17 protein-coding genes and 1 pseudogene are annotated in these 14,773 nt (G+C 68.7%); 7 read left to right on the forward strand and 11 right to left on the reverse strand.

Annotated elements, in window-relative coordinates; all coding sequences use genetic code 11:
• Positions 1-34: 34 nt before the first annotated feature.
• The 4 genes from ATK30_RS18620 to ATK30_RS18635 form a co-directional block, all read right to left on the reverse strand.
• Complete coding sequence (locus ATK30_RS18620; protein WP_101436672.1) at positions 35-364, reverse strand: effector-associated constant component EACC1; 330 nt, start codon at positions 362-364, stop codon at positions 35-37.
• 303 nt (positions 365-667) lie between these two features.
• A complete protein-coding gene (locus tag ATK30_RS18625) occupies positions 668-1,312 on the reverse strand; it encodes a hypothetical protein (protein ID WP_101436673.1) in 645 nt (214 codons plus the stop codon).
• A complete protein-coding gene (locus tag ATK30_RS18630) occupies positions 1,300-2,103 on the reverse strand; it encodes an ATP-binding cassette domain-containing protein (protein WP_167442191.1) in 804 nt (267 codons plus the stop codon). Before ATK30_RS18630 ends, ATK30_RS18625 begins: the two co-directional genes overlap by 13 nt.
• A 14-nt stretch (positions 2,104-2,117) precedes the next feature.
• Positions 2,118-2,762 carry an aminodeoxychorismate/anthranilate synthase component II gene (locus ATK30_RS18635; RefSeq protein ID WP_101436675.1) on the reverse strand — a complete coding sequence of 215 codons (645 nt, stop codon included), beginning with the start codon at positions 2,760-2,762 and terminating at the stop codon, positions 2,118-2,120.
• 111 nt (positions 2,763-2,873) lie between these two features.
• Between ATK30_RS18635 and ATK30_RS18640 the strand changes: the two genes are divergently transcribed.
• On the forward strand, positions 2,874-4,190 hold the full coding sequence (locus ATK30_RS18640; protein ID WP_101436676.1) for an FAD-dependent oxidoreductase: 1,317 nt from the start codon (positions 2,874-2,876) through the stop codon (positions 4,188-4,190).
• On the opposite strand, the gene ATK30_RS18645 is transcribed toward ATK30_RS18640, so the two are convergent.
• Positions 4,187-5,098, reverse strand: a complete 912-nt coding sequence (locus ATK30_RS18645; protein ID WP_101436677.1) for an NADP-dependent oxidoreductase — start codon at positions 5,096-5,098, stop codon at positions 4,187-4,189. The genes ATK30_RS18640 and ATK30_RS18645 overlap by 4 nt on opposite strands.
• A 62-nt stretch (positions 5,099-5,160) precedes the next feature.
• On the opposite strand from ATK30_RS18645, the gene ATK30_RS18650 reads away from it, so the two are divergent.
• Positions 5,161-5,757 (forward strand): TetR/AcrR family transcriptional regulator, encoded by a 597-nt coding sequence (locus ATK30_RS18650; RefSeq protein WP_208637368.1) that lies wholly within the window; start codon positions 5,161-5,163, stop codon positions 5,755-5,757.
• On the opposite strand, the gene ATK30_RS18655 is transcribed toward ATK30_RS18650, so the two are convergent.
• Entirely contained in the window at positions 5,754-6,410 is a 657-nt protein-coding gene (locus ATK30_RS18655; RefSeq protein ID WP_101436679.1) for a response regulator, read from the reverse strand. The two genes, ATK30_RS18650 and ATK30_RS18655, sit on opposite strands and share 4 nt — an antisense overlap.
• The gene (locus ATK30_RS18660) at positions 6,350-8,152 is read right to left on the reverse strand and encodes a sensor histidine kinase (protein WP_167441947.1); all 1,803 of its coding nucleotides are present in this window, start codon (positions 8,150-8,152) and stop codon (positions 6,350-6,352) included. The genes ATK30_RS18655 and ATK30_RS18660 overlap by 61 nt, the downstream gene beginning before the upstream one ends.
• A gap of 167 nt (positions 8,153-8,319) precedes the next feature.
• Here ATK30_RS18660 and ATK30_RS18665 point away from each other — a divergent pair, with 167 nt between their 5' ends.
• The 3 genes from ATK30_RS18665 (at position 8,320) to ATK30_RS18675 (ending at position 10,246) form a co-directional block, all read left to right on the forward strand.
• A complete protein-coding gene (locus ATK30_RS18665) occupies positions 8,320-9,030 on the forward strand; it encodes an ABC transporter ATP-binding protein (protein ID WP_101436681.1) in 711 nt (236 codons plus the stop codon).
• 11 nt (positions 9,031-9,041) lie between these two features.
• Positions 9,042-9,767, forward strand: a complete 726-nt coding sequence (locus ATK30_RS18670; protein ID WP_101436682.1) for an ABC transporter permease — start codon at positions 9,042-9,044, stop codon at positions 9,765-9,767.
• Positions 9,768-9,859: 92 nt separating this feature from the next.
• Positions 9,860-10,246 (forward strand): SCO5389 family protein, encoded by a 387-nt coding sequence (locus tag ATK30_RS18675; RefSeq protein WP_043831500.1) that lies wholly within the window; start codon positions 9,860-9,862, stop codon positions 10,244-10,246.
• Positions 10,247-10,310: 64 nt separating this feature from the next.
• Here the strand turns inward: ATK30_RS18675 and ATK30_RS18680 are convergent.
• The 3 genes and pseudogenes from ATK30_RS18680 to ATK30_RS18685 all read right to left on the reverse strand — a co-directional run bounded on the left by ATK30_RS18680 (position 10,311) and on the right by ATK30_RS18685 (position 12,388).
• A pseudogene (locus ATK30_RS18680) lies at positions 10,311-11,325 on the reverse strand (LLM class flavin-dependent oxidoreductase).
• Positions 11,277-11,435 (reverse strand): hypothetical protein, encoded by a 159-nt coding sequence (locus ATK30_RS45370; RefSeq protein ID WP_167441948.1) that lies wholly within the window; start codon positions 11,433-11,435, stop codon positions 11,277-11,279. Before ATK30_RS45370 ends, ATK30_RS18680 begins: the two are co-directional and overlap by 49 nt.
• On the reverse strand, positions 11,435-12,388 hold the full coding sequence (locus tag ATK30_RS18685) for a class E sortase (protein ID WP_208637369.1): 954 nt from the start codon (positions 12,386-12,388) through the stop codon (positions 11,435-11,437). The genes ATK30_RS45370 and ATK30_RS18685 overlap by 1 nt, the downstream gene beginning before the upstream one ends.
• Before the next feature lie 625 nt (positions 12,389-13,013).
• Between ATK30_RS18685 and crgA the strand changes: the two genes are divergently transcribed.
• Positions 13,014-13,280 (forward strand): cell division protein CrgA, encoded by a 267-nt coding sequence (gene crgA, locus ATK30_RS18695; protein ID WP_101436684.1) that lies wholly within the window; start codon positions 13,014-13,016, stop codon positions 13,278-13,280.
• Between the two features lie 85 nt (positions 13,281-13,365).
• Positions 13,366-13,794 carry a PH domain-containing protein gene (locus tag ATK30_RS18700; protein WP_244194651.1) on the forward strand — a complete coding sequence of 143 codons (429 nt, stop codon included), beginning with the start codon at positions 13,366-13,368 and terminating at the stop codon, positions 13,792-13,794.
• Here the strand turns inward: ATK30_RS18700 and ATK30_RS18705 are convergent.
• Positions 13,780-14,742 carry a rhomboid family intramembrane serine protease gene (locus ATK30_RS18705; RefSeq protein ID WP_101436686.1) on the reverse strand — a complete coding sequence of 321 codons (963 nt, stop codon included), beginning with the start codon at positions 14,740-14,742 and terminating at the stop codon, positions 13,780-13,782. The two genes, ATK30_RS18700 and ATK30_RS18705, sit on opposite strands and share 15 nt — an antisense overlap.
• Positions 14,743-14,773 lie beyond the last annotated feature (31 nt).

Below are 14,773 nucleotides of genomic sequence, written 5' to 3' on the forward strand. Positions count from 1 at the left end.
GCGCACCGTGCGGGCCCTTTTTCGCGCCGGCCGATCAGTCTTGGTCGAGGAAACTCCGCACGCTGGCGAGCACCTCGTCGACGTCGTGACCGCCGCCGCACTCGACGTCCAGCTCTTCGACGGCCCCGGAGCGTTTCACGGTGAGCGACACCCGCCGTCCGTCGCGGTGCCCGCGCAACCAGCCGAAGAGCGACCGGCAGAAGGTTCCCGCCGACCGGCTGCTCACCATCACGACGACCCCGCTGCCCGGCCCGGCGAGCCGCACGCGGCCGGCCAGTTCGTCCTCGGCGCCGAGCCAGGAAACCAGGTGCTGCAACTCGTCCGCGGAGCCGTCCACGGTGATCGCGGCGATCCCTGCCGTCACGGATGCTCCCCTCGAGGGCCTTACAGACGGCGCGAGGGTAGCCGAATCGCTACCGAAACCGGAACCCCCAAATCGGCATTTGCCGAATGCAATTTGCAGAAGACTAGGTCTGCTTCCGCCGTGAATACTGCTTGACCAGCGCGGATACGCAGAGGACCGCGTCTAGCGACAAGCTATCGGGAATCGCCGCATTCGCAGTCCGGTCGGAGCCGGGTCGCACCGAGAAAGGAATATTCCGCCTGCGAATCCGCCAGACTCTAGGCTGCTTCGCGAACAAATCGGACTCGTTCGTGCTGGCGAGATTCACGACCGGCGCGTCGAGACCGTGCTCACCACCGTCATGCTCGCCGCCAGCAACACCACCGACGTGCCTGTCGCCAGCGCCAGCGGGCCGCCGTACGGGGAGCCGCTCGTCAGCGCTTCCAGCAGCGGATGCACTACCGGGACCCACTTTCCCAGCAGAACCACGCCGAGCACGAGGACCGCGGCGAGCACCGTCCAGCCGATGCGCGACACCAGCAGCCGCGAGCACGGCAGGCCGATCGCGATGCCGACCAGAGCGCACGCCAAATGCGTCACCAGTCCGGCGCTGACGATCTGCCAGTGCAGCTGATTCCGATGCGTCGCGGCCCACGCGACCGTCGCCAAGGTGCACACCAAAGTGCACCCGAAGACCGTCAGCACCGCGCCGCCGATGGTTTTGCGGTTGCCGCCGGCGTGGTTGAGAGTGATCAGCCGTTGCACCGGATCTTCGATGTCCAGCAACGCGATCGTGAGCCAGCAGCCGAGTACGAGAACCCCCGCGCCGCTCACGCCGTACAGCGGAAGCACTGGCGAACTCGGGTCTGCGTAAAGGATTGAGCACAACGCGAGATACGCGAGCCCGGCCGGCAAATACCGTTGCGAATGTCCCAGCAGCGCCAGGTAATAGCGGCTCACTGCGAGCACGGCGCCACCTCCCGCACTGACCAGCCGCCGGACAGCGCGCGCAGCAGCACGGCGTCGGCGTGTTCGGCGTCGACGGTCAGGACCACGCCGCCTGCCTGGTCCGCGACCGTGTGCACGCCTGGTTCGGCGGACCAGTTGTCGACGCTCGACGCCACCGGCAGCAGCGTGATCCGCTTGCGTTCCGGGTGCGTTTCCAGCGGCGCGACCCGGCCGGCTTCGAGCCGGTACACCTCGTCGGCGTGTTCGCGCACGACGTCCGGCCGGTGGTCGGTGAACACGACGCTCGCGCCGCGTGCGCGGGTTTCCACCACCAATTCGCCGAGCACCGTGTGCGTGCCGACGTCGAGGCCGGACCAGGGTTCATCGAGGATCAGCAGGTCCGGCCGCACCAATACTGCTTGGGCCAGGCCGACCTTCTGCGCGTTGCCTTTCGACAGCGTGCGCAATTGCGCGTCCGGACTGCCGACCAGCGCGAGCCGCTTCAGCAGCGGATCGATCCCGGACAGGTCAGCCAGCCCGCGGATCCGCGCGAGATGCCGCAGGTAAGCGCGTGCGCTCAACCGCTGGCCGCCGGGAAACCGGTCCGGAAGATAGCCGACCGCCGGGGTCCCGGTGATCTCGCCGTACGACGCGCGCGACACCCCGGCGAGGATCCGGAGCAGCGTCGATTTGCCCGATCCGTTGGCGCCGAGAATGCCGACGACCCGCCCGGCGGGCACCTCGAAATCAATGTGGGTCAGGACGGGTTCGCCGCTTCCGTACCGTTTTCCGACTCCGCTGAGCCGGATCAGCGGAGCCGGCGCGGTCACGCAGCCGCGGCCTTCTGCAAGGCGCGGGTGGCCCGCTCCAGGTCGTCGACGACGGTCGGGTCGACCGGGTGGCCCGCCGACGCCATCCAGTTCGCCAGCATCCGGTGACCGCATTCGGTGAGCACGGATTCGGGGTGGAACTGCACGCCCTCGAGCGGCAGTTCGCGGTGCCGCATGCCCATCACGATGCCGCTCTCGGTGGTCCCGGTGACCTCGAAAACGGCCGGGTCGATGGTGTCCGGCAACACGGTGAGCGAGTGATACCGAGTGGCGGTGAACTCCTCCGGCAGCCCGGCGAGGATGCCGGAGCCGGTGTGCCGCACCTGGCTGGTCTTGCCGTGCAGCAACTCGTCCGCCCGGTCGACGGTGGCTCCGAAGTGCACGCCCAGCGCCTGGTGGCCGAGGCACACGCCCAGCATCGGCGTGCGCGTCTCGGCGCATTTCGCGATCACTTCAATGCTCTGACCTGCGCGTTCCGGTGTGCCGGGGCCTGGGGAGACGAGCACCGCGTCGAACTCCGGCACGCGCTCGAGATCGACGACGTCGTTGCGCCACACCGTGCAGTCGGCGCCGAGCTGCGCCAGGTACTGGACCAGGTTGTAGACGAAGCTGTCGTAGTTGTCGACGACGAGAACGCGCATACCGCCAGCTTAGCGGCTCCCACCTGGTGGACCGTACGCCAGATCACAGTGATTGTTAGGATCACCTAACTTACCGTGGAGCGGGTGAGCCGAATCCTTCGTGTCGCCGTGGTGGGCGCCGGCCCCGCCGGCATCTACGCCGCCGACCTGCTGGACAAGTCCGACGCGAGCGTCGAGATCGACCTGTTCGAGCGCATGCCAGCGCCGTTCGGGCTGATCCGTTATGGCGTCGCACCCGACCACCCGCGCATCAAGGGCATCGTCAACGCCCTGCACAAGGTGCTCGACCGGCCGAACATCCGGCTGCTCGGCAACGTCGACTACGGGACCGACCTGAAGCTGGACGACCTGCGCGAGTTCTACGACGCGGTCATCTTCGCGACCGGCGCGATGGCCGACCGCGCACTCGACCTTCCCGGCATCGACCTCGAGGGCAGCCACGGCGCCGCCGACTTCGTGTCCTGGTACGACGGCCACCCGGACGTGCCGCGCACCTGGCCGCTCACCGCGTCGTCGGTCGCGGTGCTCGGCGTCGGCAACGTCGCGCTGGACGTGGCGCGCATGCTCGCCAAGACCGCCGACGAACTGCTGCCGACCGACATCCCGGCGAACGTGTACGAGTGCCTCAAGGCCAGCCCGGTCACCGACGTGCACGTGTTCGGCCGCCGCGGCCCGGCGCAGGCGAAGTTCTCGCCGCTGGAACTGCGCGAACTCGACCATTCGCCGAACGTCGAGGTGATCGTGCACCCCGAGGACATGGAGTTCGACGAGGCGAGCGTCGCCGAACTGCGCTCGTCCAAGCAGACCGACATGGTCGTGAAGACCCTGCAGGAATGGGCGATTCGCGACGAGGGCACCCGTCCGCGCCGGCTGCACCTGCACTTCTTCCATTCGCCGGTCGAGGTGCTCGGCGAGGACGGCAAGGTGGTCGGCCTGCGCACCGAACGCACCGAGTACCGCGACGGCAAGGTCGTCGGGACCGGCGAGTTCCACGACTGGGACGTGCAGGCGGTGTACCGCGCGGTCGGGTACCTGTCGTCGCATCTGCCGGAAATCCCGTTCGACCACACCGCGGGCGTGATCCCGAATCAGGGCGGCCGCGTGCTGGACCTGGACGAGAACCAGGTCCCCGGCGTGTACGTGACCGGCTGGATCAAGCGCGGCCCGGTGGGCCTGATCGGGCACACGAAGGGCGACGCGGCCGAGACCGTCGCGAACCTGCTGGCGGACGCGGACACTCTCGCCGCGCCGCGGCATTCGTCGCCGGACGCGATCCTGGAATTCCTTTCCGCACGTGGGATCGCGTTCACCACCTGGGAAGGGTGGGGCAAGCTCGACGCGCACGAGAAGTCGCTCGGCGAAGCCGAGGGACGCGAGCGGGTGAAGGTCGTGGAGCGGGACGAGATGGTCCGGGTTTCGCGCGCTTAGTTCACGTACACGATCTTCCCGCGGGCATGCCGGCTTTCGCTCAGTTCGTGCGCGGCCGCGGCTTCGCTGAGCGGGAAGGTCGCTGCGACGGGAATCCGCAGACGGCCTTCCCCGGCGAGTTTCACCGCATCGCCAAGGCCGTGTACCGCCAGCGGGTCAGCGCCGGGTATCGCGGCACCGTGTGAGAAGTGCACGCCATGCTGTGCCGCAGTGGGATCAGCGATCGTCACGACGCGAGCCGGATCTCCGGTGAGCTCGATCAGGTCCGGCAGTGCTCCCCCAGCGCAGTCGAAGACGGCGTCAACGCTGGCCAGGGCGCGGACTCGGTCGACAAGGCCGGGACCGTAAGTCGTCGGCTCGGCACCGAGCGAGCGCAGGAAATCGTGGTTGTGCGGGCTGGCGGTGCCGATCACCGTGGCACCGCGGGCTACTGCCAGCTGGATGGCGACCGTGCCGACGCTCCCCGCCGCGCCGTGCACCAGGATCGTTCCGCCAGGGAGCTGATCGAGCACCCGGGTGGCGGTTTCGACCGCACCCGCGGCCCCGCCCGCCTCGGCCCAGCTCCACGAAGCCGGTTTGGCCGCCCAGTGGACAAGAACGGCGTACTCGGCGTTGGCCCCTCGCCGATCCGCCGCGGTCATGCCGAAGACGGGTGCACCAAGCTCGACCCCGTCGACCCCGTCGCCGACCTCGTCCACCACGCCGGCGGCGTCGTACCCGGTCCGGTACGGGAACTCCACCGGCACCAAGCCCTTTCGCGCACCGGATCGGATGCTCGTTTCGCCCGCGGAGAAGCCGGACGCGCGCACGGAAATGCGAATCTCACCGGGTCCGGCATGCGGTTCGGCGACATCGGCGACGTGCACGACGCTCGGCGGGCCATACTGGGAAAACTGGACGGCTTTCATGCTTCCGAAGGTATTCCAGCAGGTCAGCGGGACAGCCGGAAGTGAGAGAGGGGAAGGCCGAAGTGAGACGGACCGACGCCGAGCACAACCGGGTGCGCATTCTCGCCGCGGCCCGGGTGGCTTTCACCGTCCGCGGATACGCCGTGCCGATGCGGGAAATCGCACGGAAGGCCGAGGTGAGCGTCGCGACGATTTACCGGCATTTTCCGACCAAAGACGCGTTGATCGTCGAAGCGTTCGCCGAGGAGCTGGCGTTGTGCTCGTCGATCGTCGAGGAGGGCTTGGCGGCGGCTGATCCGTGGCAGGGATTCGTGCTGGTGCTGGAGAAGCTCACCGAGGTGCACGCGTGTGAGCAGGGGTTCCGCGCGTTCGTCGCCCAACTGCCGCGCAAGCTCGATTTCGTCGCCGACCGCGCCCGGACGCTGCGGATGCTGCTCGAACTCATCCGCCGAGCGAAGGAAACCGGCGATCTGCGCCCGGATTTCGTGCTGGAGGATCTCGTGCTGGCGCTGGTCGCCAACGAGGGCATCCAGATGGAACCCGCGTCCGCGCGAGTCGCGGCGGTGCGGCGGTTCACGGCGTTGCTGCTCCAGTCCTTCCGTGCCCACCCGGCTGCCGCACCGCTGCCGCCCGCGGTGCGAGTGCCGTTCCGCGCTTAACTCGAGCCGAGGAATTTCAGGACCGCGAGCACCCGGCGATTCGTGTCGTCCGACGCGGAAATCCCGAGCTTGGCGAAGATATTCGCGGTGTGTTTGCCGACCGCGCCTTCGCTGAAGTGCAACCGGCCGGCGATCGCGGCGTTCGAGCAGCCTTCCGCCATCAAGCCGAGCACCTCGCGTTCCCGGGGTGTCAAAGCCGCCAACGGGTCCGAAGCGTTGCCAGCGACCAGTTTTGCGATCACTTCAGGATCCATCGCGGTCCCGCCCGCGGCGACCCGGCGAACCGCGTCGATGAACTGCTCCGCGTTGAACACCCGATCCTTCAGCAGATAGCCGATCGCGCCGGCGCCGTCCGCGAGGAGTTCGCGCGCGTACAGCTGCTCGACGTGTTGCGACAGCACGAGAATCGGCAGCCCGGGGTTCTCCCGGCGGGCGGCGAGCGCAACCTGGAGCCCCTCGTCGGTGTTGGTCGGCGGCATCCGTACGTCCACAATGGACACATCGGGTCGGTGTTCGCGGAGCGCGGCGGCGAGTTCGGGCCCGGAGCCGACGGCCGCGACGACGTCGAAACCGTGTGCGGCGAGCAGGTGGGTCAGGCCGTCTCGGAGGAGGTACTGGTCTTCGGCGACGACGGTCCGGGGTCGAGCTGGCACGGCACCTCCACAATCGCCTCCGTCGGGCCGCCCGGCGGGCTGGTCAGCGCCAACCTACCGGCGAATCCGGACAGTCTCCGCTCGATTCCGCGCAAACCCGTCCCCCGCGCGGCGTCCGCCCCGCCCTTGCCGTCGTCGGTCACGATCGCGCGCAGCACCCCGTCGAGGTACTCCAGGGCCACCGTCGCGCGCCGGGCCTCGCCGTGTTTTGCCGCGTTGCCGAGCAATTCGCACACCGCGAAGTACGCGCAAGCCTCCGCCGGCTGTTCGAGCCGACCCGGCACTGACGCCGTGACCTCGACTTTCAACGGACTGTCCAGCGCCGCCGCGCGCACCGCGTCGACCAGCCCGCGCTCCGACAACACCGGCGGATGGATGCCGCGCACCAGCGACCGCAGCTCGGTGAGCGCCTCCGACGACGCTTCCCGCAACTCGGCGGCCAGCTGTTTCGCCTTGTCCGGGTCGTGGTCGATCAACGCTTCCACCGCGCCGAGCTTCATCCCCATCGCGACCAGCCGCGACTGGATGCCGTCGTGCAGGTCGCGCTCGATCCTGCGCAGCTCAGCGGCCTGTGCGACGGTGACCTCGACCCGGTTTTGGTCGAGCCGGTGCACCCGCTGCGCCAGCCGGGACGCCTCGGTCGGGCCAAGCAGCCATCGGCCGAGTTTCGCCTGCGCCCTGACCGACCACCGCGTCGGCAGCAGTCCCAGGAACACCGCCGCCAACGTCACCGGCGTCATCGCGAACGCGCCGCCAGTGCTCGTCACCCCAGGCAGCCCGACCATCTCGAACCACCCATGACCAGCCCCGATCCACAGGGCGACCAGGCCGTACATCCCCCAGAAAACCAGCGCCGCCGACGGCACCCACAGCACCGGCGTCACCACCGGAAGCACCACTGCGGCCGCCATGTCTCGCCAAGTCGCACGATCGCGGAGCATCCAGCGGAGCCGGGCGCGCCGCATCGGCCACCACGGTTCCTCGTACAGCTGCTTGCCGAACTGGTACAGGCCGTCGCCGCGCGGTATCGGCAGTGCGGGCGGCGGGACGTACGGCTGCGCGATCCGCACGCCGGTCCAGCGCTCCGCTTCGCGGCGGAAGGTGTCGGCGACCGCGCGGCTGGCCCGCGTGACGGTCGGGAACACCGGCACCGCCCCGAACAGCACGATGAGCTGGGCGACCGTCATGCCCAGCTGCGCCAAAGAGATCGCCCACAGGCCGAGCTGGTGCCCGAGCGTCTCGAGCCGGCGGTGGGGCCAGCTCTTCCGCCGCGGCGCGCGCGGGCCGAGCCAGTACGCGGTCCACCCGGCGTATCCGCGCAGCGCGACTGGACCCGAGACCAGCGAAAGCCCCGCGAAAACCAGCGCGACCAGCGGGTTCAGCAGCTGCCAGCCGAACTCCCGGCCGGTCGCCGGATCCTCCATGATCCACGTGAAACGTCGATTCCAGCGGATCCACCACGCGCGCCTGTACAGCTGGGTGCCGTCGCGGTACCAGCCGTCGCGCTCGCGTTGCGGCTCCGGCGGGGCAGGCCGGTACGGGCTGGGAATCTCCCGACCGGTCCACTGACCGACCAGCTCCCGGGTGCGCCGCGACCGAATGCGGGCGAGTTCGACCACCGGCGAGAAGAACAGCACGAGGCCGACGCACAATAGAGCGAACGCGATGAGTTCGAGCAGGACGTCCACCCAGCTCACCACTGCGAGCCCGGCGAGAGCCCACGCACGCCGCACCGACGTCATGGCACCCCCTCTCCGGCCCCAGTCTCGCCGCCCCGGTCTTCCCGCGCCCTGGCCCCAGCTCCCGGACCGAGGTGGCCCTAGCCCCACCCCACTGCCCGCAAAACCCCACCTCAACCGGGGTTTCCGGCTCATTCTGCCGGACCGCGCGCGCTTCTAGCGTCGTTCGCATGCGACTCATCGAAGTTTCCGAACTCCGCAAGGCCTACGCGGGCCGGGTCGTGGTCGACGGCGTCTCGTTTTCCGTCGAACGCGGCGAGATTTTCGGCGTTCTCGGCACGAATGGAGCCGGGAAGACCACCACGGTCGAATGTCTCCAGGGTCTGCGTTCACCGGATTCCGGCACGATTTCCGTGCTGGGCCTGGATCCAGCGCGCGACGCCGCCGAACTGCGCAGACGCGTCGGCACCCAGCTGCAGGACGCGCGGCTGCCGGAGAAACTGCGGGTCCGCGAGGCGCTCGCACTGTTCGCGTCCTTCTACCCGAACCCGGCCGACACCGACGGGCTGCTGACCCAACTCGGTCTGGACACCCACCGCGACGTCGCCTTCGGCAAGCTCTCCGGAGGTCTGCGGCAGCGGCTGTCGATCGCACTCGCCCTGGTCGGCAACCCCGAGGTCGCCATTCTCGACGAGCTGACCACTGGCCTGGACCCGCACGCCCGGCAGGAAACCTGGCAGCTGGTCGAGAACGTGCGCGCTTCCGGCGTGACGATCGTGCTGGTCACCCACTTCATGGACGAGGCGCAACGGCTGTGCGATCGCCTCGTGCTGCTTGACCAGGGCCGAGTCGTCGCCACCGGCACTCCCGCAGAACTGCTCGCCGATACCGGACAGCCCAATCTGCAAGACGCGTTCGTCGCCCTCACCTCGCGCAACTGAAGGAATCTCCGATGCGTACTTTGCTGATGACCGAAGCAAAACTCTTCCTGCGCACGCCGCTGTGGGCGGTCCTGGGCGTCTTCCTGCCGACCGCGGTTTTGCTGGGTGTCGGCTCGATCCCCGGAATGCGGGAGCCGAGCCCCGTGACCAGCGGATACCGATTTGTCGACTTATGGGTTCCGTCGCTGGTGGTCATCGCACTGGCGATGCTGGGCCTGCAGGTGATCCCAGCCGCCGTCGCGACCTATCGCGAGCAAGGCATCCTTCGCCGTCTCGCCACCACGCCGGTGCCGCCCGCGTATCTTCTGCTCGCCCAAGTGCTCATCCACGCCGCCGTCGCACTGGCCGGCGTGGCGCTGATGCTCGTCACCGCCAAAATCGCCTTCGACGTGCCGATTCCGCGACACCCCGGGCTCTTCCTGCTGGCCCTGCTGCTCGGCCTGGTTTCGATCTTCGCGCTCGGCTTGATCGCCGCGTCCCTCGCCCGCACTGGCAAAGCCGCCGGCGGACTGGCGATGATCGCCTTCTTTCCCGTCATGTTCCTCGGCGGCGTCTACCTGCCACGGCCGCTGTTGCCCCCGGTGCTGCAGAAAATCGGCGCTTACGTGCCACCGGGCACCCAGTCGCTCCAAGACGCCTGGGTCGGCAACGGCGGACAGCCGCTGCAGTTCGCCGCCTTGGCCGCCTTCGCGCTGGGCGGAACGGCGCTCGCCGTGCGGCTGTTCCGGTGGGAGTGATCCACCAAAGTGGTGATGAAACTCGTTTTCTCTTGTGGCCGGGCCCGGCGGGCCGGTAGCCCTGAGGGGTACCGCTGACCATGGAGGTTGTCTTGTCCTTGGACGTATCGCCCGCGCTGCTGGAAAAGGCCGAACGCGGGGAGGTCTCCGACGCCGAGTTCGTGGCCTGCGTGCGGGAATCGCTGCCGTACGCGTGGGAGGTCATCACCGGAGTGATCGCGGAAGCAGACACCGCCGCGGACGGATTCGCGGACAACGAAACCCCGCCGCCGGACGAGACCGCCCGCGGTCAGCTGCTGCGGGCACTGGCTTCGGACGCGATCCGGGGCGGGCTGGAGCGGCATTTCGGAGTGAAGCTGGCGTTCCAGAACTGCCACCGGGTAGCCGTGTTCCGGGACACCGACGGAGATCGGTACCGGGCGTTCGTCTCGCCGCGGGGGCAGTTGCTGAACCAGAGCCCTGAACTGCGGGACTGCTGACCATCGAGTCCCGGTAAAACGTTCGAACCCGCGAAATGAGAAGGCACGAGTCCCCCGCGCCCGGCTAATCCCGCAGCGCGGGCAGCACCTCAGCACCAATCCGCGCGATATTCGCCATCGTGCCCTCCGGCGTGCCGGACGCTTCCACGAACATGATCACGTGGGACACCCCGGTGCGCCGGAGGCTCGTCCGCAAGGTCTCGACGCAATACTCCACCGGCCCGACCGGATGGATCGCGCACAGCTTTTCCGTGTACTCCCCAGGATCCCGAGCCGGACCCGGTCGGTCGTCCACCGGCAGATGGGCGGCTAAGCCGTCCGCCAGCCACGCCGGCAAAGCGCGGCGCACCACCTCCCGCGCATCGTCGCCGACCTGGCACAGCACGGTCGACACATGGGCCGCCGGTTTGCCGTAAGCGGCAACGGTCGCGGACTTCTCGGAATCGTCCGCGTGCAGGCCCAGCAACAACGGCAACTCACGTTCCGCGGCCAACCGGACTGCGGAAGAAGTCGGTCCGCCGCATGCCACCACGACTTCCGGGGGACGTTGCGGAACAGGGCGCAGAGCGACCTCCCGGAAGGAAAACTGGTCGCCGCTAGCCGAGACTTTGCCGGTGGCGGCGGTCAGCAGAAGATCCAGCGACTCGGCGAAACCCGTTTCGTAGCGCGCCAATCCGGTGCCGAATACCTCCAAGTCCTGCCACGGCCCACCCCTGCCGACACCCAACCGCAGGCGTCCGTCGGAGACCGCATCGAGCATGGACCACTGCTCAGCCAGCGCCACCGGATGCGTCGTGGACAACACGCTCACCGCCGTGCCCACGCTGATTCGCGACGTCTGGCCGAGCACATGCGCGGCGAGCGTAATGGCCCGACGGGCACACCCCATACGGCATGAAGTGGTGCTCGGCCAGCCACACGTCGTCGAAACCGGCGGCCTCGGCGGCGCGGGCGGCGCGGACTGTGCGCCGCAGTACCGCGGCGTCGTCCTGGCCCGGGAAGCGGCCCGAGACCAGGAAGACGCCGAACCTCAGTTGTTCACCGACACGTTGTTGAACCACAGCAGCGGGTCCAGCCACGGGAACACCACGAACATCAGCAACGCCACGAGTCCCAGCACCAGCACGAGCGCGATCACGAACTTCACCGCGAACGGACCGGGCAGATGCCGCCAGAGCCAGCCGTACATCAGGACGCGACTCCGATCTTCTTCAGCAACGTCGTGTAATCCGGCACCTGGGTTTTCGGCACCTGGCGGGTCAGCACGGAGGTGATGATCAGCCGCTCCTTCGCGGAGAACTGCGGGTGGCACGTGGTGAGCGTGAGCAGCGAAGCCTGCTGCGCCTTCGGCAGAATGTCAGCCGGCTTGTACGGCACCGGGTTCACCGCGTCGCCCTGGCTCGGCTGGACGACCTTGCGGCCGAACGTCTCGTCGTACGGTCCGCCGCCGGGGATGCTCGGGTCGCGCAGCGTCGACACGCCCTTGCACTCCGGCTGCGCGCCCTTGCCGCTGCTCCAGCCCTTGATCTCGTCGTCGTAGGGCAGCACCTGGTAGATGAAGAAATCGGTGTGCGTTTCGATCACGATCTGGTCGCAGGAACTCAGGTTGTCCAGGTCGTTGAACGGCGCGCCCTTGCCGACGCGGTGTCCGGCGATGCCGAAGTTGCCCGGTTCGCCCGGCAGCGCGGTGCCCTTGTAGTGGCCGGGACCGACCGCCAGCGAATCCTCGCCGGTGCCTTCCTGGATGGTGAAGTTGAAGTCCGCGCCGAACGACGGGATGTGGATGCGTGCGAACGCCTTGCCGTCGATCAGCTCGGGGTGCAGCGTGCGGTCCTTCGACCAGTCGCCGTCGAGCTGGTCGCTCGCGGTGTGCTGCTTCTCCGCGGAGAACAGGTCGGTGACCCACACCTCGTAGACCATGAACAGCAGCACGATCACCCCGAGCGTGATGAAGATTTCGCCCGCGGTGCGGATCGCGAGCCCGCCCTTGCCCAGCGGCGGCGGGGTCTTTTTGGCCTTCTTGTCGTCCTTGTCGGCGACCGCGACCGCGGAGAACACCTCGGTCGGCTGCTCGACGTACTCCGGCCCGGTCATCCGCCGCCGCGACGGATCCGGGGCCGCGGCGCCCACCCGGCGAGGCATTTGACGGCCTTCTTCCGGCAGAGGGCGGGACTCTCCGCCACGCGGACGGCGAGCCGGATCCCCGGGCTGGGCCCGGAATTCCCCGGTACGGCGCGGGCTTCCTTCGCCGCGCGGGGCGTCCTCAGCGGCTCGGCGGGGAGCAGCAGGACTGCCGAAATCACCGCCGCGGGGGTCCCCCTCGCGGGGCCTGCCCTCGCCCGCTCGTCCCTGCGCCGGCCGGTTTTCGCCGCGCGGTCCGTCCCGGTCGATCGGCGTGCGCTGTTCGGGTGATCTCCGGCCCGGGTCCCCGGCCACTCTTCGCCGCGGCGGGGTGTCCCCGGACTGCCTTCGCGGCGGCGGTGGCTGGCGGCGGACCGGGCGGTCAGGTCCCGTGCCGGGGCGGCGGTCGTCCTCGCCCGGCCAATCTTGCGGCGTCACGCAAGCTCCTCCCGCGCCCGGCCGGAGTCCCCCTCGGCACTCCAGGTGGCGCTATTGTCACAGTCTGAGAAACCCGACCGCTCCCGCCCGGTGCTGCGGAGCCGTCCTTTACGTTAACGTGTGCACGTGGCGCTGGTTGCGCACCCCGACAGCGGGACCTCGTCCAGGATGCCGCCACCAGGAATGCCCGAGAGCACGCGAGGAAACGATGCCGAAGTCGAAGGTCCGCAAAAAGACCGCGTACACCCCGCCTGTCGACCGCCGCACCCCGGTGAAGGTCCAGGCCGCGGGACCGTCGAACCTGTTCTACAAGATCGTCATGTTCGGCCTCATGCTCCTCGGGCTGGTGTGGCTGGTCGTGAACTACATCGCGGGCGACAAGGTTTCGTTCCTCAGCCAGCTCGGAAACTGGAATTTCGCGATCGGATTCGCCGCGATGATCGCCGGCCTGCTGATGACGATGCGGTGGCGCTGACCATCCGCCGGTTCGGCTTTGCTCCGGACGGCCGATTGACACCGAATCACACCGGTGTGACTCATCCCCAGTGTGGATAACCCCTGTGGATAACCACCAGGTCTCCTGGGCCCCGCGCCGAAGCCTCGTGGCAGTGGCGTGGGGCCTGACCACGTTGCTGCTGGTCGGAACCGTCCTGGACGGGTTCTTCGGCGACGGCAAGGGCGCGCTGCTCACCGGCCTCGCGACGCTGGCCGTCGGCGCGTTCGCGGTCCACTGGACGGTGGTGCGGCCGCGGCTGTCCGCGGATCTGGACGGGTTGCGGGCTCGCACGCTCAACGGCACCCACCGGCTCCCCTGGACAGGCACGACGGTTCGGCTGCGCAGCACGCGCCGCCTCGGCCGCGACGGCGTGACGCTCGAGCTGGAGCACGACGACGAGCTGTTCATCTTCGGGCAGACCGACCTCGGCGAGGATCCTCGCGACGTGCTGGACGTGCTTACCGAGCTGCGGGCCCGGTCAGCTGGAGCGTGACGTCCCGCAGCCGTAATAGGCCTGGCCCTGGGATTGGTGGAAACCGCACGACACCGTCGGGAGCTGGGTGGCCCGCCAGCCGATCACCCCGGCGAGCGCGACCGCGACGATGACCGTGCCGATCGCCTGCCACCGGACCAGATTCCGAGCGGGGGCGTAGAGCATCGCGGCCGTAACCAGTGCCCCGGTGATGAGGCCGCCCGCGTGCGCCCAGATCGAGATGCCGGGGATGGCGAAGGTGACGTAGGCGTTGATCGCCAGGTTGACGAGCAGCGCGGAGGGGTTCAGCCGAAGCTTCAGCACGATGACCGCGTAGCTGCCGAGCAGCCCGAAGATCGCTCCGGACGCACCTGCGGTGGCCCCGTTGATGTCCTGGAAGAGCAGCACCGCGGTGGAAGCGCCGAGCATCGACACGAAGTAGAGCGCCAAGTACCGGACCTTGCCGAAGACCTGCTCCAGAGCACGGCCCATCATCCACAGCGAGAACATGTTCGCCGCGATGTGAATGGGCCCGTAGTGCAGGAAACCGGAGGTGAAGATCCGCCACAACTCGCCACCGCCGAGCGCGGCCGACGGCCAGAGAACGCCCGCCTGCTCGACGGGGGCTACTTGGTTGTTGAACAGGCTTTTCGCCTGGACGACGGTGATCAGGAAGACCACCACGTTCACCGCGATCAGCGTCGCGGTGACGACGGGAGAGTTCGACGGCCGGGCCCCGGCGATCGTGCGGGAGCCCATTCCGGCGTCGCGATACTGCCGTTGCTGTTGTTTCTGCTGGTGCGCCCCGGTCTGCACGCAGTCCGTGCACTGGAACCCCACCGGGGCTTCGCGCAGGCAGTCCGGGCAGGCCGGACGCCCGCAGCGGGCACAGCTGAGACCGGTCGGGCGGTTCGGATGCCACCAGCAACCGGGAAGGGACGGCGCGGACGGGTTCGGCGGTTGGCTCACGATGACTCCAACCTACCGAAACCCCATCCCT

The organism is Amycolatopsis echigonensis (assembly GCF_002846615.1).
GTDB lineage: Bacteria > Actinomycetota > Actinomycetes > Mycobacteriales > Pseudonocardiaceae > Amycolatopsis > Amycolatopsis echigonensis.